Source organism: Vibrio sp. 10N.247.310.23 (genome assembly GCF_041467155.1).
Lineage (GTDB): Bacteria > Pseudomonadota > Gammaproteobacteria > Enterobacterales > Vibrionaceae > Vibrio > Vibrio crassostreae_C.
The window spans coordinates 208150-230248 of sequence record NZ_JBFSTZ010000005.1; the positions used below are offsets into that span (position 1 = coordinate 208150).

At 44.9% G+C, this 22099-nt stretch carries 21 protein-coding genes; 10 read left to right on the forward strand and 11 right to left on the reverse strand.

Annotation, left to right across the window (positions count from 1 at the left end):
- Positions 1-58 precede the first annotated feature (58 nt).
- A complete protein-coding gene (hpt, locus tag AB6D93_RS05845) occupies positions 59-589 on the reverse strand; it encodes a hypoxanthine phosphoribosyltransferase (RefSeq protein ID WP_017059438.1) in 531 nt (176 codons plus the stop codon).
- 337 nt (positions 590-926) lie between these two features.
- On the opposite strand from hpt, the gene AB6D93_RS05850 reads away from it, so the two are divergent.
- On the forward strand, positions 927-1532 hold the full coding sequence (locus tag AB6D93_RS05850; RefSeq protein WP_032549310.1) for a LuxR/HapR/OpaR family quorum-sensing transcriptional regulator: 606 nt from the start codon (positions 927-929) through the stop codon (positions 1530-1532).
- Positions 1533-1735: 203 nt separating this feature from the next.
- Here AB6D93_RS05850 and lpdA read toward each other — a convergent pair whose 3' ends face one another.
- The 5 genes from lpdA to ampD all read right to left on the reverse strand — a co-directional run bounded on the left by lpdA (position 1736) and on the right by ampD (position 9937).
- On the reverse strand, positions 1736-3166 hold the full coding sequence (lpdA, locus tag AB6D93_RS05855; protein ID WP_017059440.1) for a dihydrolipoyl dehydrogenase: 1431 nt from the start codon (positions 3164-3166) through the stop codon (positions 1736-1738).
- Between the two features lie 242 nt (positions 3167-3408).
- Positions 3409-5340, reverse strand: coding sequence for a pyruvate dehydrogenase complex dihydrolipoyllysine-residue acetyltransferase (gene aceF, locus AB6D93_RS05860; RefSeq protein ID WP_102331928.1), 1932 nt, complete (start codon positions 5338-5340; stop codon positions 3409-3411).
- Positions 5341-5366: 26 nt separating this feature from the next.
- On the reverse strand, positions 5367-8030 hold the full coding sequence (gene aceE, locus AB6D93_RS05865) for a pyruvate dehydrogenase (acetyl-transferring), homodimeric type (RefSeq protein ID WP_017059442.1): 2664 nt from the start codon (positions 8028-8030) through the stop codon (positions 5367-5369).
- A gap of 62 nt (positions 8031-8092) precedes the next feature.
- Positions 8093-8854, reverse strand: a complete 762-nt coding sequence (gene pdhR / locus AB6D93_RS05870; RefSeq protein WP_065584924.1) for a pyruvate dehydrogenase complex transcriptional repressor PdhR — start codon at positions 8852-8854, stop codon at positions 8093-8095.
- Positions 8855-9337: 483 nt separating this feature from the next.
- The gene (gene ampD, locus AB6D93_RS05875) at positions 9338-9937 is read right to left on the reverse strand and encodes a 1,6-anhydro-N-acetylmuramyl-L-alanine amidase AmpD (protein ID WP_102331927.1); all 600 of its coding nucleotides are present in this window, start codon (positions 9935-9937) and stop codon (positions 9338-9340) included.
- A gap of 83 nt (positions 9938-10020) precedes the next feature.
- On the opposite strand from ampD, the gene nadC reads away from it, so the two are divergent.
- The 8 genes from nadC (at position 10021) to yacG (ending at position 17180) form a co-directional block, all read left to right on the forward strand.
- Entirely contained in the window at positions 10021-10911 is an 891-nt protein-coding gene (gene nadC, locus AB6D93_RS05880) for a carboxylating nicotinate-nucleotide diphosphorylase (protein ID WP_102331926.1), read from the forward strand.
- A gap of 253 nt (positions 10912-11164) precedes the next feature.
- Positions 11165-11653: a prepilin-type N-terminal cleavage/methylation domain-containing protein gene (locus AB6D93_RS05885; protein WP_102331925.1), complete on the forward strand. Its 489-nt coding sequence runs from the start codon at positions 11165-11167 to the stop codon at positions 11651-11653.
- Positions 11653-13338, forward strand: a complete 1686-nt coding sequence (gene pilB, locus AB6D93_RS05890) for a type IV-A pilus assembly ATPase PilB (protein WP_102331924.1) — start codon at positions 11653-11655, stop codon at positions 13336-13338. Before AB6D93_RS05885 ends, pilB begins: the two co-directional genes overlap by 1 nt.
- A 15-nt stretch (positions 13339-13353) precedes the next feature.
- The gene (locus AB6D93_RS05895; protein WP_102331923.1) at positions 13354-14580 is read left to right on the forward strand and encodes a type II secretion system F family protein; all 1227 of its coding nucleotides are present in this window, start codon (positions 13354-13356) and stop codon (positions 14578-14580) included.
- A gap of 67 nt (positions 14581-14647) precedes the next feature.
- The gene (locus AB6D93_RS05900) at positions 14648-15517 is read left to right on the forward strand and encodes an A24 family peptidase (protein ID WP_017065897.1); all 870 of its coding nucleotides are present in this window, start codon (positions 14648-14650) and stop codon (positions 15515-15517) included.
- Between the two features lie 2 nt (positions 15518-15519).
- Entirely contained in the window at positions 15520-16134 is a 615-nt protein-coding gene (coaE, locus tag AB6D93_RS05905; RefSeq protein ID WP_102331922.1) for a dephospho-CoA kinase, read from the forward strand.
- A 26-nt stretch (positions 16135-16160) separates the two neighbouring features.
- Positions 16161-16901, forward strand: coding sequence for a cell division protein ZapD (gene zapD, locus AB6D93_RS05910; protein WP_102331921.1), 741 nt, complete (start codon positions 16161-16163; stop codon positions 16899-16901).
- An 81-nt stretch (positions 16902-16982) separates the two neighbouring features.
- Entirely contained in the window at positions 16983-17180 is a 198-nt protein-coding gene (yacG, locus tag AB6D93_RS05915) for a DNA gyrase inhibitor YacG (RefSeq protein WP_004735515.1), read from the forward strand.
- A gap of 263 nt (positions 17181-17443) precedes the next feature.
- Here yacG and rplS read toward each other — a convergent pair whose 3' ends face one another.
- The 5 genes from rplS to ffh all read right to left on the reverse strand — a co-directional run bounded on the left by rplS (position 17444) and on the right by ffh (position 21058).
- Positions 17444-17797: a 50S ribosomal protein L19 gene (rplS, locus tag AB6D93_RS05920; RefSeq protein ID WP_004735514.1), complete on the reverse strand. Its 354-nt coding sequence runs from the start codon at positions 17795-17797 to the stop codon at positions 17444-17446.
- 59 nt (positions 17798-17856) lie between these two features.
- A complete protein-coding gene (trmD, locus tag AB6D93_RS05925; RefSeq protein WP_004735512.1) occupies positions 17857-18597 on the reverse strand; it encodes a tRNA (guanosine(37)-N1)-methyltransferase TrmD in 741 nt (246 codons plus the stop codon).
- Positions 18598-18623: 26 nt separating this feature from the next.
- The gene (rimM, locus tag AB6D93_RS05930; RefSeq protein WP_017063236.1) at positions 18624-19178 is read right to left on the reverse strand and encodes a ribosome maturation factor RimM; all 555 of its coding nucleotides are present in this window, start codon (positions 19176-19178) and stop codon (positions 18624-18626) included.
- Positions 19179-19202: 24 nt separating this feature from the next.
- On the reverse strand, positions 19203-19451 hold the full coding sequence (gene rpsP / locus AB6D93_RS05935; protein WP_004410028.1) for a 30S ribosomal protein S16: 249 nt from the start codon (positions 19449-19451) through the stop codon (positions 19203-19205).
- A 212-nt stretch (positions 19452-19663) separates the two neighbouring features.
- Complete coding sequence (ffh, locus tag AB6D93_RS05940) at positions 19664-21058, reverse strand: signal recognition particle protein (protein ID WP_010435884.1); 1395 nt, start codon at positions 21056-21058, stop codon at positions 19664-19666.
- A 200-nt stretch (positions 21059-21258) separates the two neighbouring features.
- On the opposite strand from ffh, the gene AB6D93_RS05945 reads away from it, so the two are divergent.
- Positions 21259-22053, forward strand: a complete 795-nt coding sequence (locus AB6D93_RS05945; RefSeq protein ID WP_102331964.1) for an inner membrane protein YpjD — start codon at positions 21259-21261, stop codon at positions 22051-22053.
- The last annotated feature ends 46 nt before the right edge of the window (positions 22054-22099 follow it).

Consider the following 22099-nt stretch of genomic DNA (forward strand, 5'->3'; position numbering starts at 1 on the left):
TACAAAAAGCCCGCATCAAGCGGGCTTTTTAATGACTTCTAAACCACAAGCGTAATGATTACTCTTGAGGTACTACCTTACCGATGTACGGTAGGTGACGATATTTTTGTGCGTAGTCGATACCAACACCAACAACAAACTCGTCTGGGATCTCAAAACCAATCCATTTTGTATCGACAGTCACTTCACGGCGAGAAGGCTTGTCTAATAGCGTACAAATTTCGATAGACTTAGGACCACGTAGGCTCAGAATCTCTTTTACTTTAGTCAGCGTGTTACCTGTATCGATAATATCCTCTACAAGTAGAACGTCTTTACCTTGGATATCATCATCAAGATCTTTCAAAATACGAACATCACGTGAGCTTTCCATGCCGTTGCCGTAGCTAGACGCGGTCATGAAATCAACTTGGTGAGTTAAATCGATAGCACGAGCAAGATCTGCCATAAAGACAAAAGATCCACGCAATAAGCCAACTAAAACTAGATCTTCACTACCGTTGTAGTGTTCCGTGATCTGTTTGCCTAGTTCGTTCACTCGATCCTGAACTTCTTGCTCAGAGATCATGACTTCAACTGTATGCTTCATACTGCTCTCATTCTATTTGGTGATTGCGACGAATGTTGACAGTTTCGTCAGTTGTGTCGCTCAATTTTGTGCGTAAGTCTAGCACTGCTCAAATACCCACACCACCTTATGGTTCGAATTTACTGTCAGATTCTCCACGAAATGTGCGCTGGTGCCTTATCCAATACTCGTCTCCTTTCACATCAATGTGGATCACGCTTTATGTATCAAGTTTGATGTAACTGTCTATAAAACAAGCTGAAAGGATTGACCATTCGCATATGCACCATTACACTCATCTTGGCTTAAATAATAATAAAATCATTAATATAAAAATTTCGTTGGCAAGGAAAATAAAATGGACTCAATATCTAAGAGACCTAGAACTAGGCTTTCACCTTTAAAAAGAAAACTTCAATTGATGGAAATCGCTCTTGAGGTATTCTCTCGCCGCGGCATCGGTCGTGGTGGACACGCTGATATTGCAGACATCGCTCAGGTGTCTGTCGCAACGGTATTTAACTACTTCCCAACCCGTGAAGATCTGGTTGATGAAGTACTAAATCACGTTGTACGCCAATTCTCTAACTTCCTTTCAGACAATATCGATCTGGATATTCACGCAAAACAAAACCTACATAATATTGCGACTGAAATGGTGACGTTAGTGGCTCAAGATAGCCATTGGTTAAATGTATGGTTCGAATGGAGCGCTTCGACTCGTGATGAAATATGGCCGCTATTCGTAACAACGAACCGCACTAACCAAATGTTAGTACAAAACATGTTTAGCAAAGCGATTGAACGCGGCGAAGTCTGTGACGATCACGACCCTAAACATCTAGCGAATCTATTCCACGGCATTTGCTACTCGCTATTCATCCAAGCGAAACGTGTAGAAACGCCAGAAGAGCTTTCAAGCTTAACGGATAGCTATTTGAACATGCTGTGCATTTATAAATAGATTTGAAATTCGGTCTTCGAAAAAAACTTAGGGATTGGCGTATTGCGTCAATCCTTTTTTGTTTTTAGCACTCGCTCTTCGTATCCCGGAGCGCAGCGTACTCGCATCTCGGAGTGAAACGTTCCTGCGCCTTACTTCAGACATAAAAAAGCCGCTGACAAATCAGCGGCTTTTAAAAACATTAGCGAGTGACTAAGAAAGAATTACTTCTTCTTTTTCACTGCTTTTTTGTTTGGAAGGTCAGTGATTGAACCTTCGAATACTTCCGCAGCTAGACCAACAGACTCGTGTAGAGTTGGGTGAGCGTGGATAGTAAGAGCGATATCTTCTGCATCACAACCCATTTCGATTGCTAGGCCGATTTCGCCAAGAAGTTCACCACCGTTAGTACCAACAACAGCACCACCGATTACGCGATGAGTATCTTTATCGAAGATCATCTTAGTCACGCCGTCTGCACAGTCAGAAGCGATTGCACGACCAGAAGCAGCCCAAGGGAAAGTAGCAACTTCGTAATTGATGCCTTCAGCTTTCGCTTCTTTCTCAGTCTTACCTACCCAAGCAACTTCTGGCTCAGTGTACGCAATTGATGGGATTACTTTAGGGTCGAAGTAGTGCTTCTTACCAGAGATAACTTCAGCAGCTACGTGACCTTCATGCACACCTTTGTGAGCAAGCATTGGTTGACCAACAACATCACCGATCGCGTGGATGTGAGGAACGTTAGTACGCATTTGCTTATCAACATTGATGAAACCACGCTCATCAACTTCGATACCCGCTTTTTCAGCGTCGATAAGTGCACCGTTTGGAACACGACCGATAGCAACAAGAACAGCATCGTAGCGTTCAGCTTCAGCTGGTGCTTTTTTGCCTTCCATTGAAACGTAGATACCGTCTTCTTTTGCTTCAACAGCAGTCACTTTAGTTTCAAGCATTAGCTTGAACTTGTTCTTAATGCGCTTAGTGAAAACTTTAACGATGTCTTTATCCGCAGCAGGGATAACTTGATCGAACATCTCTACAACTTCAACTTTAGAACCTAGAGAGTGGTAAACCGTACCCATCTCAAGACCGATGATACCGCCGCCCATGATAAGCAGTTTTTCAGGTACTTCGTTTAGTTCTAGTGCATCCGTAGAATCCCAAATACGTGGGTCTTCATGTGGGATGAAAGGAAGTTTGATTGGGCGAGAACCCGCAGCAATGATTGCGTTGTCGAAGTTAACAGTTGTTGCTTCGCCTTCGCCTTCAACAAGAATGCTGTTAGGACCAGTGAACTTACCGAAACCGTTAACAACAGTAACGTTACGCATCTTAGCCATACCGCCAAGACCGCCAGTTAGTTGATCAACTACTTTTTCTTTCCAGATACGGATCTTGTTGATGTCCGTTTGTGGCTCGCCGAATACAACGCCGTGCTCTGCCATCGCTTTAGCTTCTTCGATTACTTTAGAAACGTGAAGAAGTGCTTTTGATGGAATACAACCAACGTTTAGACATACACCACCAAGAGTGCTGTAACGTTCAACTAGTACTGTTTCTAGACCTAAATCCGCACAACGGAATGCCGCTGAGTAACCAGCAGGACCTGAACCAAGTACAACAACTTGGGCTTTAATTTCTTTGCTCATTGTGACCTCTTGTAGTCATTATCCCTAACAGGCTGAGTAGATGTTCTTAAAATTATTGGGCTTTCAAACAGGAAACATTTTACAGAGATGTTAACAGTGTGAAAGTAGCTTTAAGTTAGCCTGTGAGCTAGACAACAATTCCCCATCAGATTATGAGAAATGCAGGAAACTGTTCTCTAAAAATAGTCTTTATATAAAGAATTAAGGTGACCCGAAAGTCACCTTAATAATTACTTTCTCAATTACAGTACTAGACGACGAATGTCAGATAGTGCGCTGTTTAGGAAAGTAATGAAGCGTGCACCTTCAGCACCATCGATCACACGGTGGTCGTATGATAGAGACAGTGGAAGCTGTAGACGTGGTTGGAACTCTTTACCATTCCAAACTGGCTTAATTTCAGACTTAGATACACCTAGGATACCTACTTCTGGAGCATTTACGATTGGAGTAAATGCAGTACCGCCAATACCACCAAGGCTAGAGATTGTGAAACAACCGCCTTGCATGTCTGCCGCTGTTAGCTTACCAGAACGTGCTTTCTTAGAAACAGCCATTAGCTCTTCAGATAGCTCGTAAATGCCTTTCTTGTTCACGTCTTTGAAGACAGGAACAACTAGACCGTTTGGTGTATCAACAGCGATACCCACGTTTACGTACTTCTTAAGAATGATGCTTTCGCCATCTTCAGAAAGAGAAGAGTTAAACGCTGGGAATGCTTCTAGCGCTTTAGCAACAGCTTTCATGATGAACACAAGTGGAGTGATCTTCATGCCAGTGTCTTTCTTCGCTTCGATTGCGTTCTGTTCTTTACGGAATGCTTCTAGCTCAGTGATGTCTGCATTGTCCCACTGTGTAACGTGAGGGATCATTACCCAGTTACGGTGCAGGTTAGCGCCAGAGATCTTCTTAATCTTAGAAAGCTTCTGAACTTCAGTTTCGCCGAACTTGCTGAAGTCAACTTTTGGCCATGGTAGTAGACCAAGTGCAGAACCGTCGCCGCCTTTGCCAGATGCAGCTGCACCAGACTCAAGGCGCTTAAGTGCATCTTTAACGTAAGACTGAACGTCTTCTTTAAGGATACGGCTCTTACGACCAGTACCTTTAACCTTAGAAAGGTTAACGCCGAATTCACGAGCTAGACGACGAACTACTGGAGAAGCGTGCGCGTAGTCACCGTTCTCTTGGAAGTCGCCAGCTGCTGCTGGAGCCGCTGCAGGTGCTTCTGCTTTAGGAGCAGGTGCCGCCGCTGGAGCTGCTGCTTGTGCTGGAGCGGAAGCCGCTACTGCTACTGGAGCTGCGCCTTCCACAACGAAAGTCATGATTAGAGAGCCAGTTGACACTGTGTCGCCAGCTGCAATCTTGATTTCTTTTACTGTACCAGCGAATGGTGCAGGAACTTCCATTGAAGCTTTGTCGCCTTCAACAGTAATTAGAGATTGCTCTTCTTCTACTGTATCGCCAACTGCTACCATGATTTCAGTAACTTCTACTTCGTCACCACCGATATCAGGAACGTTTACTTCTTTTTCGGCTGCGGCCGGCGCTCCGGATGCTGCTGGAGCCGCTGCAACTGGTGCCGCCGCTGGAGCAGGAGCTGCTGCAACTGGAGCGCCAGAACCTGCCACTTCAAATACCATCACTAGAGAACCAGTAGATACTGAATCACCAGAAGCGATCTTGATTTCTTTAACGATACCAGCGAATGGTGCAGGTACTTCCATTGAAGCCTTGTCACCCTCAACAGTAAGAAGAGATTGCTCTTCTTCTACTGCGTCACCGATAGCAACCATGATTTCAGTTACTTCAACTTCATCACCGCCGATGTCAGGAACGTGAACTTCTTTAAGCTCAGCTGCCGCTGCAGGAGCAGCTGCAACTGGTGCCGCCGCTTCAACTGCTGGAGCAGCCGGTGCTGCTGCAGCACCTTCCGCAGGAGAGCCTGCCTCTTCAAAGATCATGATAAGAGAACCAGTAGAAACAGAATCGCCTTCTGCTACTTTGATTTCTTTAACGATACCCGCTTGAGACGCTGGAACTTCCATTGAAGCTTTGTCGCCTTCAACAGTGATCAGTGACTGCTCTTCTTCAACCTTGTCGCCAACGTTTACAAGAATCTCAGTTACTTCAACCTCGTCAGCACCGATGTCTGGTACATTAATTTCGATTGTCATTGTATTTACCTACCTTAATGCCAGTCTTATGCGTATTGCGGGTTAGTTTTTTCAGTGTCGATATCGAATTTAGCAATTGCTTCAACAACTACAGATTTCTCGATGTCACCACGTTTAGCCAGTTCAGTTAGAGCTGCAACTACGATGTAGCCAGCGTTCACTTCGAAGTGACGACGTAGGTTTGCACGGCTGTCAGAACGACCGAAACCATCTGTACCAAGTACTTTGTAAGACTCAGTTGGCATGTACGCACGTACTTGCTCAGCGTAGTTCTTCATGTAGTCAGTCACTGCGATTGCAGGTTCTTTACCAAGAACAGTCGTGATGTACGGTACTTTCTCTTCAGCTTCTGGGTGAAGCATGTTGTCACGCTCTACCGCTTGGCCGTCACGAGTTAGTTCGTTGAACGACGTTACTGAGAATACGTCAGATGCTACGCCGTACTCTTCGCTTAGAATTTCAGCCGCTTTACGCGCTTCGTTCATGATAGTACCAGAGCTCATTAGTTGAACTTTGCCCTTAGCACCAGCGTGAGATTCAAGCTTGTAGATACCTTTACGGATGCCTTCTTCAGCGCCTTCTGGCATTGCTGGCATTGCGTAGTTCTCGTTCATTACTGTTAGGTAGTAGTAAACGTTCTCTTGCTCAGGACCGTACATGCGACGGATACCGTCTTGCATGATTACCGCTAGCTCGTAAGCGAACGTTGGGTCGTAAGAGATACAGTTAGGGATAGTGTTCGCTTGGATGTGCGAGTGACCATCTTCGTGCTGTAGACCTTCACCGTTCAGTGTTGTACGACCTGCAGTAGCACCTAGTAGGAAGCCACGAGCTTGTTGGTCGCCTGCTAGCCATGCCATGTCACCAATACGTTGGAAACCGAACATTGAGTAGTAGATGTAGAACGGGATCATCGGTAGATCGTTTGTGCTGTATGAAGTTGCAGCAGCAACCCATGAAGCCATAGAACCTAGTTCGTTGATACCTTCTTGAAGAACTTGACCAGACGTTGCTTCTTTGTAGTAAGAAACGATGCCTTTATCTTCAGGTGTGTATTCTTGACCGTGTGGGTTGTAGATACCAACCTGACGGAATAGACCTTCCATACCGAATGTACGAGCTTCATCACAGATGATAGGAACGATGTTCTTACCAATGTTCTTATCTTTAAGAAGGATGTTTAGCGTACGTACATAAGCCATAGTTGTAGAGATATCACGCTTCTGTTCACCTAGTAGAGGTGCGAATGCGTCTAGCTCAGGAACCTTGAACTCTTGAGTAAACTTAGGAAGACGTGCAGGTGTGTAACCGTGTAGAGCGTTACGACGAGCGTGCATGTATTCGTACTCAGGCGTACCTTCTTCCAATTTCAGGTAAGGAAGTTCAGCGATCTTCTCATCTGAAAGGATGTCTTCTAGGCCTAGGCGATCACGTAGGTGTTGAACATGAGTCATGTCCATTTTCTTAACACCGTGTGCAATGTTCTTACCTTCAGCTGCATCACCCATGCCGTAACCTTTAACAGTCTTAGCTAGGATTACAGTTGGCTTACCGTTTGTCTCTTTTGCATTGTTGAATGCAGCAAACAGTTTAGAAGAATCGTGACCACCACGCTTAAGAGCGAAGATTTCGTCATCAGTCATGTCTGCAACTAGTGCAGCTGTTTCTGGGTACTTACCAAAGAAGTGCTCACGTACGTATGCGCCATCTTTAGATTTGAATGTTTGGTAGTCACCATCGATAGTTTCGTTCATTAGTTGAAGAAGCTTACCAGTAGTGTCTTTAGCTAGTAGAGAATCCCAGTTGCTACCCCAGATAACTTTAACAACGTTCCAACCTGCGCCTTTGAATAGGCCTTCAAGTTCTTGGATGATGCTACCGTTACCCATTACAGGGCCGTCTAGACGCTGTAGGTTACAGTTGATTAGGAAACATAGGTTGTCTAGTTTCTCACGCGCAGCGAAAGAAATAGCACCACGTGATTCTGGCTCATCCATCTCACCGTCACCTAGGAACGCGTATACGCGTTGCGCTGAAGTTTCTTTCAGGCCACGGCCGTCAAGGTACTTAAGGAAGCGCGCTTGGTAGATAGCAGAGATAGGACCAAGACCCATAGATACTGTCGGGAACTGCCAGAACTCAGGCATCAGTTTCGGGTGCGGGTAAGAAGGGATACCTTTACCATCAACTTCTTGACGGAAGTTATCTAGCTGTTCTTCAGTTAGACGACCTTCAACGAATGCACGAGAGTAGATACCTGGAGAGATGTGACCTTGGTAGTAAACTAGATCGCCACCGTCTGTCTCGTTTGGAGCACGGAAGAAGTGGTTGAAACATACTTCGTAGAACGCTGCTGCTGACTGGTAAGAAGCCATGTGACCACCAAGGTCTAGGTCTTTCTTAGAAGCACGCAATACGATCATGATTGCGTTCCAGCGAATAATCGAACGAATACGACGCTCAAGAGTTACGTCACCAGGGTAAGCTGGCTCTTGTGCTGCTGGAATTGTGTTGATGTAGTTTGTGTTGATGCCTGTAGCCATATCAACACCATCTAAACGCGCTTTATCTAGAACTTGTTCTAGTAAAAACTGTGCACGTTCTACACCTTCTTCACGTACTACTGACTCAAGAGCTTCTAACCAATCTTGAGTTTCCAGAGCATCAACGTCATGCTTCATGTCAGACATGGCGATCTATCCTTTTTGTTAGTTGGATTCTACTAAACACGTAAATAGCCGAAGTATTACGGCTATTTACCCTGTTGAATTCGACGTAAAGAACGTTCGCGGCGCGACTCTTCTTTGGTCAAATCCATCAATGTTTCTTCGATGTAAGCTAAATGAGAGTGTGACATTTCACGTGCCTGTTCTGGCTGTCCTGAAACGATCGCATCCACAATGTTAGCTCGATGTATACTCACTTTCTCCACAACGTCTTTACGACGATGCAACAGCTTTAAATTTTCTAAGACGTTTTGTTCGAGTAACGGAGCCAAGCTACGAACAATGTGCAATAACACCACATTGTGCGCTGCCTCTGTTAAAGCAATAAGAAAAGCCATCACCGCTGCAGATTCGGCTTCAATATCAACCTTATCTTGCGCACCGCGAATTTTTTCTTGGCATGCTTGAATTCGAGCAAAGTCTTCATCAGTTCCACGCAATGCCGCGAAGTAAGCCGAAATCCCTTCCATCGCATGACGCGATTCCAACAAGTCTAGTTGGGTTTCAGAATGGGACGACAACAAATTAAGCAAAGGATCTGAAAAGCTTTTCCAGATATTTTCGCTAACAAACGTACCTCCACCTTGACGGCGAGTAAGCAAGCGTTTTGCTTCTAAACGTTGTATCGCTTCTCGGATTGAAGGACGAGACACATCGAACTGTTTCGCCAGTTCGCGCTCAGGCGGCAGCTGCTGCCCTGGAGCCAGTGTTCCTTCCACTATCAACCTTTCTAACTCTTGTTCGATAACATCGGAGAGTTTTGGCTGACGAATCCTTTGATAAGCCATAGTTTGTTGTTCTTCTTTTTCTTCGCTGACAATTGGTAATACCAATTTTAAGTTGGGCAGAAATTAACATAATTAAAACGCCACTGTCCAGCCTAAAATTGACCTGCATCATAGAATACAGCGTGAATTAACCATGATTTAACAAATGAAATTTAAAACAGCAACCAAATTGGTCTTACCATTTACAGGGGTAATACTTTTGGGGAGTGTTCGTGCTAGAAAGTTTCAGGATAAAAATGAATTGTTTCAGAAAGATTAGTGTCACTCGTTTAAAAATCGAACCAAGCGCACATTTAGGGTGGAAATTCTGTTCATAAGTTTTAATAAATGAGTGTTTGATAAGCTCGTCACACTCTCGATTTATTGATGCTCCCCGTCCGACCACTTCCTTTACAAAAGCACAACAAAAATTCACAAACAATTATGCTCATCGTTGATTATCTAGAGCCCTTCAATGAGCAGAGTCTTGTTGTGAATTCGGATTTAGAAACTCAGTTGGCCTTGATATTTCTTCCAATCAAAAACCAAACCGGGGTCAGTCTTTCGTAGCGGGGCGATGTATTGATGGCCAGTGATACGCTGACGCGTAATCTGCGGGAAGTTCGACACCAATGTCTCCGTTAATTGAGCCAAAGATTGGTATTGCTGCTCGGTATAAGCAACAAAGTCACTGCCTTCCAGTTCAATGCCAATAGAGTAGTCATTACACCTTTCACGGCCAGCGAAGCTCGATTGACCCGCATGCCAAGCTCGGTCTAAGAAAGAAACGAACTGCACCACTTCCCCATCGCGACGAATCAAACAGTGCGCCGACACGCCCATTTGGTGAATCACCTTAAAAAACGGGTGTTCCTTCGGGTCGAGTTTGCCCGTAAAAAACAGTTCTATGTAAGGCCCACCAAATTGACCCGGAGGCAAGCTAATGTTGTGAACCACCAGCAGAGAGATATCGTCGGCACTCGGTCGAGCATCAAAATACGGAGAAGGAACATGCCGAGCATTGTCGTACCATCCGTTGGAGCTCATCGTCATCTTAGTCTCGCTTTCTTTTCTGCTAGCACAATAAGATGTGACTTTGCCCATAGAGCAGTCGCGCTAGCCTCTTTAATTTGAAGTTAAGCAAGAGTATCATTCCATTCCCACTCCTTTTCAAGATTAGATTTGCGATGAAAAACACACATAACAGCCACCAACGCCTTGATTACTTAAAAGAGCAACTGCCGCTAGAGATCACTCGCGCAGTCGCTGAGACCATCAAAGAAGATCTAGGTGGAACGTTAGATCCAGCGGCTGATATTACGGCAAGTCTAATCCCTGCAGACGCAATCAACAGCGCAACCATTATTACCCGTGAGCACGGCGTGTTCTGCGGTAAAGCTTGGGCTGATGAAGTGTTTAAGCAACTGGGCGGTGAAGTGACTATCGAGTGGAATGTAGAAGATGGCGACAAGGTTGAACCAAACCAAACACTTTGCACCCTAACTGGCCCAGCACGTGCGCTATTAACCGGTGAGCGTAATGCCATGAACTTCATTCAAACGCTATCTGGCTGTGCGACAACAACAGCGATCTACGCAGACAAAGTTAAGCACACAGAATGCCGCCTGTTAGACACTCGCAAAACAATTCCTGGCCTTCGCAGCGCACTAAAATACGCTGTCGCTTGTGGTGGCGGTTTCAACCACCGTATTGGCGTTTTCGATGCTTACCTAATCAAAGAAAACCACATCATCGCTTGTGGTGGCATTGAGAAAGCTATCTCTACTGCAAAAGAGCTAAACCCAGGTAAACCAGTAGAAGTAGAAACAGAGAGCCTAGCAGAGCTAGAGCAAGCGATCAGTGCTGGCGCAGACATCATCATGCTAGACAACTTCACCACAGACATGATGCGTGAAGCGGTTAAAATCAATGCGGGCCGCGCTGCATTAGAAAACTCAGGTAACGTCACTCTCGACACTATCGCAGAGTTCGCTGAGACGGGTGTTGATTACATCTCGGTAGGTGCGCTGACTAAGCACCTAAAAGCAATGGATCTATCAATGAGATTCAAAGCGTAATTGACTGAATAATAAATAATTTCTGTAAAGGCACTGTTAATAACGGTGCCTTTTTTATTGCCTGAATTATCAATATTTCAAGCAGTTATTTAAGCTGATCGCATAATTTTGCCTGCTATATGAAACACTACACCAATAAATACCAAACCGCTCGCGACCGCACCTGAACACCATTCCACTACCCCATCTCAACTTCTATTCTTTCCATCAACCAGTGCTTGCGCTGAAACAAACTAAACAATGGAATAGAACAATGAATAACAAGAACAAAAGAACGAACCAGAAAGGCTTTACGCTGATTGAATTGATGATTGTGGTGGCGATTATTGGGATCTTATCCGCATTTGCTGTACCTGCTTATCAAAACTATACAAACAAAACACATGCATCTGAAATGCTAAATGCTTCATCCGCAATAAAAACAGGCGTAAGTGTTTGTTTATTAAGTGGTAACACAGCATGTTCTTCAGGCGGCAATGGAGTTCCAGCCTCTCAAACATTCGATAAATCCGCGAATGATAAATTTGCTGTCGCCTCTACTGTTACAGTGACAGCAGCAGCAACAAGCTCTGCAGCAGCAACAATTACCGGAACAATTACAGCAACAGTTGACGCAACAAAAGGGAAAGCTGGTCTTAAAAAATCTGGAACCTTAACAATAACACCTAAGTTAACTACACATGGCGTGACTTGGATCGTTGCTTGTGACTTAGGCTCGACTGATTACTGTCCAAACACATAATGCTAACCAACCTCCCAACCGTTCTCCGTCAGGCTGACTTACTTAGCCTGACTCAAGAACAAGCTGTTGCGGAACATGTACAAGCTTCAGGTATTTCGACACCTGAAGCTTTGATCGTTCTAGATTTCTTCACAGGCAACTCCTTAGCAAACAACATTAAAACCATCTTCGGCTTACCGTTAGTACAACTTGCCAATATGGACTATGAGACACTATGTGACCAATTAGGGCTTCGTGAACTGATTACCAAATATCGTGCTATCCCGATTTCAGTATCTAGCTCGACTCTCACACTCGCCTCTGCCGACCCGACCGATTTACAAGCGGAAGATGACTTTCGATTTGCGACGGGATTACAGATTGAACTGGTTGTCGCCAACTACTCTGAATTAGAAGGTGCGATACGCAAGCTGTATGGCCGCTCTATTTCAGGGCAAGACTCTAAACGCAAAGAGATCACTCAAGATGAACTCGCCAATCTTGTTGAAGTGTCTGACGACGAGATAGCATCGATAGAAGATCTCAGCCAAGACGATTCCCCTGTCAGCCGCTTTATCAATCAGATACTGGTTGATGCGGTACGCAAAGGCGCATCAGATATCCACTTCGAACCTTACGAAGAGCACTACCGAGTGCGACTGCGTTGTGATGGTATCCTTGTTGAAATACAGCAACCCGCCTCTCACCTAAGTCGTCGTCTATCAGCTCGCTTAAAGATCCTCGCCAAGCTTGATATCGCTGAACGCCGCTTGCCTCAAGACGGTCGTATTAAACTGCGTCTAAATGACGACTTGGCGATTGATATGCGGGTATCAACGCTGCCGACCTTGTGGGGTGAAAAGATCGTTCTTCGACTGCTTGATAGCAGCGCGGCCAATCTAGATATCGATAAGTTAGGTTACACCGAAGATCAAAAAGCACTCTACCTCAATGCCCTGAAGCGCCCACAAGGGATGATCTTAATGACAGGTCCAACTGGCAGCGGAAAAACCGTCTCCCTTTATACTGGCCTTCGAGTGCTCAACACTACTGAACGCAACATCTCAACAGCCGAAGATCCGGTGGAAATTAACCTATGTGGTATCAATCAGGTACAAGTGACACCTAAGATCGGCTTTGGGTTTGCGGAAGCGCTACGATCATTTTTACGACAAGACCCCGATGTTGTAATGGTTGGAGAGATCCGAGACTTGGAAACTGCAGAGATCGCGATCAAAGCGTCGCAAACCGGACATTTAGTACTTTCAACATTACACACCAACTCAGCAGCAGAAACCGTCACCCGACTCGCCCACATGGGGATTGAGCCCTTTAACCTCGCTTCGTCATTAAGCTTAATTATCGCGCAGCGACTGGCAAGGCGACTCTGCAACCACTGTAAAGCAGCTGACAAATCGCCGGACATATTTCTGCGTCACTCTATTCCTAACAATCAAACACTCTACAAAGCCAACCCTAAAGGGTGCAATGAGTGTAATCAGGGTTACTCCGGTCGAGTGGGCATCTACGAAGTGATGCCGTTCACCGACAAACTAAAAAATAGCCTGATCAATAAACCTAACGCGTTAGAGATTGAAGACATCGCGCGTAGAGAAGGCATGAGAACACTGCAAGAGTCCGGTATCGATAAGTTGCTTGAAGGCACGACCAGTTATCAAGAACTGCAACGTGTTCTGTATCTATAATTCATCGGAGCGCTCATGACGACCAAACTTCAGTCACAATTAAAAAACTACCACTGGAAAGGCATCAATAGCTCAGGCAAAAAGGTGTCAGGGCAAACCTTGGCACTCGCCGAATTAGAAGTACGAGAAAAGCTCAAAGAGCAGCATATTCAGATTAAGAAAATCAAAAAGAAAAGTATCTCAGCAATCACTCGTTTAACTCATCGAGTCAAAGCCAAAGATATCACTATTTTGACTCGACAACTGGCTACCATGTTGGCAACTGGTGTGCCGATCGTGCAAGCCATCAAGCTAGTGTCAGACAATCACCGCAAAGCAGAAATGAAATCGATTCTATCGCATATCTGCAAAGGTGTAGAAGCCGGAACGCCAATCTCAAAAGCGATGCGAACCGCAAGCCGCCACTTTGATGACCTCTATACCGACTTGGTCGCGACAGGCGAACTCTCCGGTAACCTAGCACAAGTGTTCGAACGTTTGGCGACCTATAGAGAAAAGAGCGAGCAGTTAAAGTCCAAAGTCGTCAAAGCACTCATCTACCCCGCGATGGTGGTCACCGTTGCACTGACCGTTTCTTATTTAATGCTGACCATGGTGATTCCAGAGTTTGAGTCGATGTTTTCAGGCTTTGGCGCCGACCTGCCTTGGTTCACTCAGCAGGTACTCTATCTGTCACATTGGATGCAGGCTTACAGTTTTTATACCGCTGTGGGCATTGGGCTTGTTGTCCTGATTATTTACCAACTGTGTCAACGTTCCCACTCGATCAGACTGTCTGTCAGTCGGCTAGGATTGCGCTTCCCTGTTCTCGGTGGCGTATTAGCGAAAGCCTCAATAGCCAAATTCAGCCGAACCTTATCAACAAGCTTTAGTTCCGGTATTCCTATTTTAATGAGCCTAAAAACCACAGCCAAAACCGCAGGCAACCTACATTATGAATCAGCAATCATTGAGGTTCACCGAGAAACCGCAGCAGGCATGCCGATGTATATCGCGATGCGCAATACCAATGCCTTCCCTGAAATGGTGTTGCAGATGGTGATGATTGGTGAAGAGTCGGGCAACCTTGATGATATGCTCAATAAAGTCGCTTCCATTTACGAGTTTGAAGTAGACAACACCGTCGACAATTTAGGCAAAATTTTAGAACCATTGATCATCGTATTTTTGGGAACGGTTGTTGGCGGGCTTGTGGTTGCGATGTACTTACCGATCTTTAATCTTATGAGTGTGTTAGGATAGCCAAAAGCAACTTAACACCCATGAGTAGCAAACTTCTGCTCATATAGATCAAGTGGTAAAGGACACTATGGAAGTATTTCACTACTATCCTTGGCTATTCCCCGTATTAGCTTTCATTTTTAGCCTTCTTATCGGCAGCTTCCTCAATGTAGTCATACACCGCTTACCGATTATGATGGAGCGAGAGTGGCAACAAGAGTGCTCGGAATATTTCTCTCAATATAAAATTCCAGCGCCAGAGGGAAAGTTCAATCTCAGCATTCCTCGTTCAACCTGCCCGAAATGCAAAACCCAATTAAGAATCGTCGACAATATCCCAGTGTTAAGCTGGTTGCTCTTAAAGGGTAAGTGCCACAGCTGTGCGAATCCAATCAGCGCTCGCTACCCTTTGGTCGAACTGCTTACAGCAATACTTTGCACAATGGTTGCTAGCCACTTTGGTTTCAGTTACTACGCCATTGCTTTGATTCTTTTCACCTTCGCACTGATTACCGCGACCTTTATCGATCTCGATACCATGTTGTTGCCTGATCAAATCACCTTGCCTTTGGTATGGTCCGGTATCGCATTAGCACTGTTTAATATCGGCCCAGTATCGCTGCAAGATTCCGTGGTTGGCGCAATGGCTGGTTACCTCGCTTTATGGTCTGTTTATTGGTTGTTCAAACTACTGACAGGCAAAGAAGGCATGGGTTACGGTGACTTCAAACTCCTGGCTGCGCTTGGCGCATGGCTTGGTTGGCAGCACCTACCGATGATCATCCTTTTATCTTCGCTTGTTGGCCTTGTGTTTGGTTTGATTCAACTTCGCTTGAAACAGCAAGGCATAGATAAAGCCTTTCCATTTGGGCCCTACCTTGCGATTGCGGGTTGGGTAAGCTTGATGTGGGGTAACGACATCATGGGTTGGTATTTCACTTCTGTACTAGGAATTTAACCATGGCAATCATTATCGGATTAAGCGGTGGTATCGCCAGTGGCAAAACCACGGTCGCTAACCTGTTCAATGAACATTTTAATATAGATATTGTTGATGCTGATATCGTGGCGCGTGAAGTGGTTGCGCTGGGCAGTGTCGGCTTAAAACAGATTACAGAACACTTTGGTGAGTCTATCTTGCTTGACGATGGAACACTCAACCGAAGTCGACTGCGTGAGCTGATCTTCTCAGATCCTAAAGAGAAGCAGTGGCTCAATGATCTTCTTCATCCCATGATCCGTGACAAAATTGACAGTGACCTGTCTAAAATCACATCCCCGTATGGTTTATTAGTTGCGCCGCTATTGGTGGAAAACCAAATGCAAGGCATGGCCAATCGCGTATTAATTGTTGATGTGCCAGTAGAAGTTCAAATAGAGCGAACGATGAGTCGTGATAATGTTTCTAGAGAACAAGTTGCATCAATTTTAAAATCACAGGCTTCAAGAGAACAACGCTTAGCAGTTGCAGATGACGTGATTAAAAACCATACTAAAAACCAAGAACTTTTGCCTCAAATCACAGATTTACATCAAAAGTATCTGGCAATCAGTGCTGTAGATGGGTCAGAATAGAACAATGTTGAATGAAGGTTTGCTCGATGATCACCCATAAATTTGAACATCCTCTAAATGAGAAAACAAGAATCTACTTAAGAGTTGAATCGCTCTTGAGGCAGCTACACTTGTCTTCTACATTTTCCGATGCTCAACAGTATCAACTCTTTTTCCGTTCCATCTTTGATCTGATTGAAATCTTCGAACAGATCCAACTCAAGAGCGAACTCGCAAAAGATATTGAGAAGCAACGTGTAACCTACAAAAGCTGGTTGGATGTTGAAGGTGTCGATCAAGAGATGCTGACATCACTACTTAATGACATTGGTAACATCTATCGTGATCTGATGCAGGCAGAACGTTTTGGCCAATCACTTAAAGAAGACCGCTTCCTGAGTGCGATTCGCCAGCGCTTTAATCTTCCAGGTGGCTCATGCTGCTTTGATTTACCGGCACTGCATTATTGGCTGCACCTTCCTCTTGATAAGAGAATGCGAGATGCTAAAGCTTGGATGGACAGCTTACAGCCTCTGTATGAAGCGCTAACGCTATGGTTAAAGCTCACCAGAGAGACTGGTCACTTTAAAGAGCAAATTGCTCGCGCTGGCTTCTTCCAGAGCGATGCTGATGAAGCGAATATCCTTCGCCTTTCTATTCCAATGCAATACGGTGCTTATCCGATGATCTCCGGGCATAAAAACCGTTTTGCCGTTAAGTTCATGAGCTTTGAAACAGGACAAGCCTGTACTCAAGACATCGAATTTGAATTGGCTGTCTGCAGCTAATTAATTTCCTTTTATAGTTTGGCTTGAGCCTTCACTCGAGCCTAAACTCTTTCTTACAATACCCTCTAATTAAGAATCACTATGTCGAAAAAAATCACCATCGTTAAATGCCCTCAATGTAATGCCGACGTTGAATGGGGCGAACAAAGCCCACACCGCCCGTTTTGCAGTAAGCAATGTCAGATGATTGATTTCGGTGAATGGGCAGACGAAGAGAACAGCATTGCTGGCGCACCAGACATGTCAGATAGCGATGGTTGGTCGGAAGACCCGCACTAAGCAAATAGCGGGTAAATTTTGAAGGGTTGGCGTTTAACGTCAATCCTTTTTTATTGCCTATAGCATGGTACGAATAGAGATTCCTTACTCCTTCCTTCGTCAGTCTAGGGAATGACAGTTAAATGTGAGTTTCGTTTTAGTCCGTCATCCCCAAAAGCGAGGAACGAGTGAGTTCGGGATCTCTTACCTGTGAAACTCTAAATAGCAGACACAAAAAAGCGGAGCCAAATGGCTCCGCTTTTATCGATAGAATGCAAAAAGAATTACTTCTTAGTAAGCTTCTCTTTAATACGAGCTGACTTACCAGAACGCTCACGTAGGTAGTACAACTTGGCACGACGTACTGCACCACGGCGTTTAACTTCGATGCTATCAACCATTGGAGAGTGAGTTTGGAACGCACGCTCTACGCCTTCACCGTTCGAAATCTTACGAACTGTGAATGCAGAGTGTAGACCACGGTTACGAATAGCGATTACAACGCCTTCGAAAGCCTGTAGACGCTCACGGTCACCTTCTTTTACCTTAACCTGAACTACAACAGTGTCACCTGGTGCGAATTTAGGAAGGTCTGATTTTAGTTGCTCTTCTTCAAGAGCCTTGATGATGTTGCTCATTTGTATAAATTCCTAGAATAAACTGATACTAAATTTAATAGGTTACTGCTTGCTTTTCGTTAAGAGCGTTGCTCTTTAATGAATTCAGCCAGTAATTGTTCCTGTTCGTCAGTCAGAGCTAGGTTTTCCAGGAGCTCTGGTCTTCTTAGCCAAGTTCGGCCCAACGATTGTTTTAATCGCCAGCGACGAATGTCCTTATGGTTTCCAGACTTGAGTACCGATGGCACATCTTTATCGTCTAGCACCTCAGGGCGCGTATAATGGGGACAATCTAGCAAACCATTTGCAAAAGAATCTTCTTCTGCTGAAGCGAAATCTCCAAGTACACCCGGAACAAACCGAGAGACTGAATCAATCAACGTCATGGCTGGCAGTTCGCCACCCGTCATCACAAAATCGCCAATCGACCATTCTTCGTCGACTTCAGATTGAATAATGCGCTCATCTACCCCTTCATAGCGACCACAAATAAGAAGCAAGTTCTCGTTTGTTGCCAACTCTTCAACACCTTTCTGGTCGAGTTTACGACCTTGAGGTGAAAGATAGATTACTTTCGTCTTTCCCGGTGCTGCTTGCTTGGCAGTTTGGATAGCATCGCGCAAAGGCTGAACCATCATTAACATGCCAGGACCACCACCGTAAGGTCTGTCATCAACAGTGCGATGTTTATCATGAGTGAAATCGCGAGGATTCCATGTCTCAATAGATAAAAGACCTTTTTTAACCGCTTGACCTGTTACTCCAAAATCAGTAACAGAACGGAACATTTCAGGAAACAGGCTAATAATGCCAACCCACATGTGTTCTCTCGCTCTGTAATTTGGAGTTAGAATCCAGGATCCCAGTCAACTTCGATCCGGCGAGCTTCGCGATCAACTTTCTTGATCACTTGCTCTTCAAGGTACGGTACTAACCGTTCCTTTTGGCCAAAAGCATCTTTAAGATTTGCTTTGATTACTAGAACATCGTTCGAGCCAGTTTCTAATAGGTCAGTGACCTCACCAAGGTCGTAACCTTTAGTGGTAAAAACTTGCATACCGAACAATTCGCGCCAGTAGAATTCATCTTCTGACAATTCAGGTAACGAAGCAGGGTCAATAGCAATTTCAAAGTTAGTCATCAGTTGCGCGTCTTCACGAACATCTAATCCCGCTAGCTTACATACATAACCTTGGCCATGACGTTTCCAGCTCTCAACTTTGTACTCAACCCACTTACCCTTTAGGTTTAAATACCAAGGGCTGTAATCAAATATGCTTTCAGCATTGTCTGTGTAGGAGAACACTTTGAGCCAGCCACGAATACCATAGGTAGACCCAAGTTTACCCATGACAATTCTATTATTTTGCTCGCTCATAGTTTCTTTACCCTTCATCGACATAAGCTATTTCTCTTTAAAAAAGAATTAAGCCGCTTTTTGAGCGTCTTTAACTAGCTTAGCTACACGATCAGATAGAGATGCGCCTTGACCAACCCAGTGGTTAACACGATCTAGGTCTAGACGTAGACCTTCTTCTTGACCTTGAGCTGTAGGGTTAAAGAAACCTACTTTCTCGATGAAACGGCCAGTTGCAGCGTTACGGCTATCCGCAACTACGATTTGATAAAATGGGCGCTTCTTTGCACCGTGACGTGCCAAACGAATGGTTACCATGTCGTCCTCTTTGCTTTCTTAATAAAATAATTAACCCCAAGTATAAGTAAATAGCTTGGGGTCTCGTGCCAAATTAAAGCCCCGGAATTTTACTCTTATTCCGGTGCAATGCAAGGGCTTTAGCTATTTTTTCACCAACATAGCTGCCGTACACTTTCTGTGACACGGCTAACACTATGAAAAGTAACGTAGCTAAAGCTTACATTTGTAGATTATCGACCAAACGGGTTAAAGCCACCACCCATTCCGCCCATACCTCCACCGCCGCCCATCATGCCTTGCATGTTGCGCATCATGCCTTTCATGCCACCTTTCTGCATCTTCTTCATCATCTTCTGCATTTGGGTGAACTGCTTAAGCATACGGTTTACATCTTGTACCTGTGTACCAGAACCAGCGGCAATACGCTTTTTGCGTGAGCCTTTGATTAAGTCAGGGCGTTGACGCTCTTTCATGGTCATAGAGTTGATGATCGCTTCCATCTGCTTGAACATCTTGTCATCAACTTTATCTTTAACGTTATCTGGTAGCTGAGACATGCCTGGAAGCTTATCCATCATGCCCATCATGCCGCCCATGTTTTGCATCTGACCTAGCTGTTCACGGAAGTCTTCAAGGTCAAAGCCTTTCTTCTCTTTGAACTTCTTAGCCAGTTTCTCTGCTTTCTCGGTATCAACGTTTTTCTGTAGGTCTTCAATAAGAGACAGTACGTCGCCCATACCTAAGATACGAGAAGCAACACGATCTGGGTGGAACGGTTCTAGTGCGTCAGTCTTTTCACCAACACCCAAGAATTTAATCGGCTTGCCTGTGATATGACGAACAGACAGAGCAGCACCACCACGCGCATCACCATCAACTTTCGTCAAGATAACACCGGTTAGTGGTAACGCATCACCAAAGGCTTTTGCAGTGTTCGCAGCATCTTGACCTGTCATTGCATCAACAACGAACAGTGTCTCTACTGGTTTAATTGCAGTATGAAGCTCTTTGATCTCGCCCATCATCTCTTCATCGATAGCCAAACGACCCGCAGTATCGACAAGTAGCACGTCGTAGAATTTCTTCTTCGCGTGGTCGATTGCAGCGTTTGCAATATCAAGAGGCTTTTGATCAGCTGAAGATGGGAAGAAGTCTACGCCAACATCGCTTGCTAACGTTTCAAGCTGTTTGATCGCCGCTGGACGGTAAACGTCGGCAGACACAACCAAGACTTTCTTCTTGTCACGCTCAGTTAGAAGCTTAGATAGCTTACCTACCGATGTGGTTTTACCCGCACCTTGTAGACCCGCCATTAAGATAACGGCTGGCGGCTGCGCTGCTAGGTTAAGAGCCTCGTTAGACTCACCCATCACCGCTTCAAGTTCAGCTTGAACGATCTTAATGAATTCTTGACCAGGCGTTAGAGATTTAGAAACCTCAACACCCACAGCGCCTTCTTTTACGCGCTTAACAAAATCGCGGACAACGGGCAGTGCAACGTCGGCTTCAAGTAGCGCCATACGTACTTCACGCAGCGTCTCTTTAATATTGTCTTCGGTCAGACGACCTTTACCGCTGATGTTCTTCAGCGTTTTGGATAGACGATCCGTTAAATTATCAAACATAGTTTTCTCTTCGCTCAAAACTGCGACTATTACTGTGAGTATACATTAGCGCGGATTAGAGTCATACCCGTTGTAGAGCGTTAATCATCCGTGCTTGTGATGTGAGACATTATTCACTTGGAATTGAATGAGGTTCGCCATAGCCCCAAAGAGCGATGCGAGGTATAATTCGCCAATTAGTAATCATTAAAATGGATACCATGGACAGTCTTATTGCGATCGCAGCAGCCTTTCTTTATACAATGGCGATTTCCACGATCATTCCAGGTCTCGTGCACCAAACAGGAATCCGTGTAAAAACGGTGTTTATCAGCGCATTACTTGCTCTAGCTTTCCATGCTTGGTTGCTTGACGATTTGATTTTTAATGCCAGTGGCCAAAACCTCAGTATCTTGAACGTTGCTTCATTAATCAGTTTAATCATATCTGTGGTAATGAGCGGTGCAATGCTCAAAACCCGTCTGTGGTTTATCTTACCCGTCGTCTATAGCTTCGCTGCGCTGAACTTGATGGCTGCCACTTTTCTTCCAAGCACCTTCATCAAACATCTAGAGAATGACCCAAAACTGCTCGTGCACATCTCTTTGGCTCTATTCTCATACGCAACGTTAACTATCGGTGCGCTATACGCCCTGCAACTTGCGTGGCTAGATCACAAACTTAAAAAGAAAAAAGCCTTAGTGATAAACCCTAACCTACCTCCTTTAATGATGGTGGAAAGACAGCTTTTCAAGATCATTTTGATTGGTAATGGCTTATTAACAGGTACCTTGTTAACGGGTCTCATCTTCGTGCAAGATATGTTTGCTCAAGGAAAGGCACACAAGGCTGTGTTGTCTTTTATCGCTTGGGTTATCTACTCCATCCTTCTGTGGGGTCACTATCAGAAAGGTTGGCGTGGACAGAAAGTCACTTGGTTCGCACTGGCCGGCGCCAGCATGCTCACATTAGCCTACTTCGGTAGCCGCTTCGTCCAGGAAATCATCCTGAACTAGTCTGTAAAATAAAGGCAAGGTCTCACATACCTTGCCTTTAAAATAT

Excerpts from the sequence above, each read along its gene's own strand:
- hpt (WP_017059438.1), bottom strand. The coding sequence starts at position 589 with ATGAAGCATACAGTTGAAGTCATGATCTCTGAGCAAGAAGTTCAGGAT.
- AB6D93_RS05850 (WP_032549310.1), top strand. The coding sequence starts at position 927 with ATGGACTCAATATCTAAGAGACCTAGAACTAGGCTTTCACCTTTAAAA.
- lpdA (WP_017059440.1), bottom strand. The coding sequence starts at position 3,166 with ATGAGCAAAGAAATTAAAGCCCAAGTTGTTGTACTTGGTTCAGGTCCT.
- aceF (WP_102331928.1), bottom strand. The coding sequence starts at position 5,340 with ATGACAATCGAAATTAATGTACCAGACATCGGTGCTGACGAGGTTGAA.
- aceE (WP_017059442.1), bottom strand. The coding sequence starts at position 8,030 with ATGTCTGACATGAAGCATGACGTTGATGCTCTGGAAACTCAAGATTGG.
- pdhR (WP_065584924.1), bottom strand. The coding sequence starts at position 8,854 with ATGGCTTATCAAAGGATTCGTCAGCCAAAACTCTCCGATGTTATCGAA.
- ampD (WP_102331927.1), bottom strand. The coding sequence starts at position 9,937 with ATGGGCAAAGTCACATCTTATTGTGCTAGCAGAAAAGAAAGCGAGACT.
- nadC (WP_102331926.1), top strand. The coding sequence starts at position 10,021 with ATGAAAAACACACATAACAGCCACCAACGCCTTGATTACTTAAAAGAG.
- AB6D93_RS05885 (WP_102331925.1), top strand. The coding sequence starts at position 11,165 with ATGAATAACAAGAACAAAAGAACGAACCAGAAAGGCTTTACGCTGATT.
- pilB (WP_102331924.1), top strand. The coding sequence starts at position 11,653 with ATGCTAACCAACCTCCCAACCGTTCTCCGTCAGGCTGACTTACTTAGC.
- AB6D93_RS05895 (WP_102331923.1), top strand. The coding sequence starts at position 13,354 with ATGACGACCAAACTTCAGTCACAATTAAAAAACTACCACTGGAAAGGC.
- AB6D93_RS05900 (WP_017065897.1), top strand. The coding sequence starts at position 14,648 with ATGGAAGTATTTCACTACTATCCTTGGCTATTCCCCGTATTAGCTTTC.
- coaE (WP_102331922.1), top strand. The coding sequence starts at position 15,520 with ATGGCAATCATTATCGGATTAAGCGGTGGTATCGCCAGTGGCAAAACC.
- zapD (WP_102331921.1), top strand. The coding sequence starts at position 16,161 with ATGATCACCCATAAATTTGAACATCCTCTAAATGAGAAAACAAGAATC.
- yacG (WP_004735515.1), top strand. The coding sequence starts at position 16,983 with ATGTCGAAAAAAATCACCATCGTTAAATGCCCTCAATGTAATGCCGAC.
- rplS (WP_004735514.1), bottom strand. The coding sequence starts at position 17,797 with ATGAGCAACATCATCAAGGCTCTTGAAGAAGAGCAACTAAAATCAGAC.
- trmD (WP_004735512.1), bottom strand. The coding sequence starts at position 18,597 with ATGTGGGTTGGCATTATTAGCCTGTTTCCTGAAATGTTCCGTTCTGTT.
- rimM (WP_017063236.1), bottom strand. The coding sequence starts at position 19,178 with ATGTCGATGAAGGGTAAAGAAACTATGAGCGAGCAAAATAATAGAATT.
- rpsP (WP_004410028.1), bottom strand. The coding sequence starts at position 19,451 with ATGGTAACCATTCGTTTGGCACGTCACGGTGCAAAGAAGCGCCCATTT.
- ffh (WP_010435884.1), bottom strand. The coding sequence starts at position 21,058 with ATGTTTGATAATTTAACGGATCGTCTATCCAAAACGCTGAAGAACATC.
- AB6D93_RS05945 (WP_102331964.1), top strand. The coding sequence starts at position 21,259 with ATGGACAGTCTTATTGCGATCGCAGCAGCCTTTCTTTATACAATGGCG.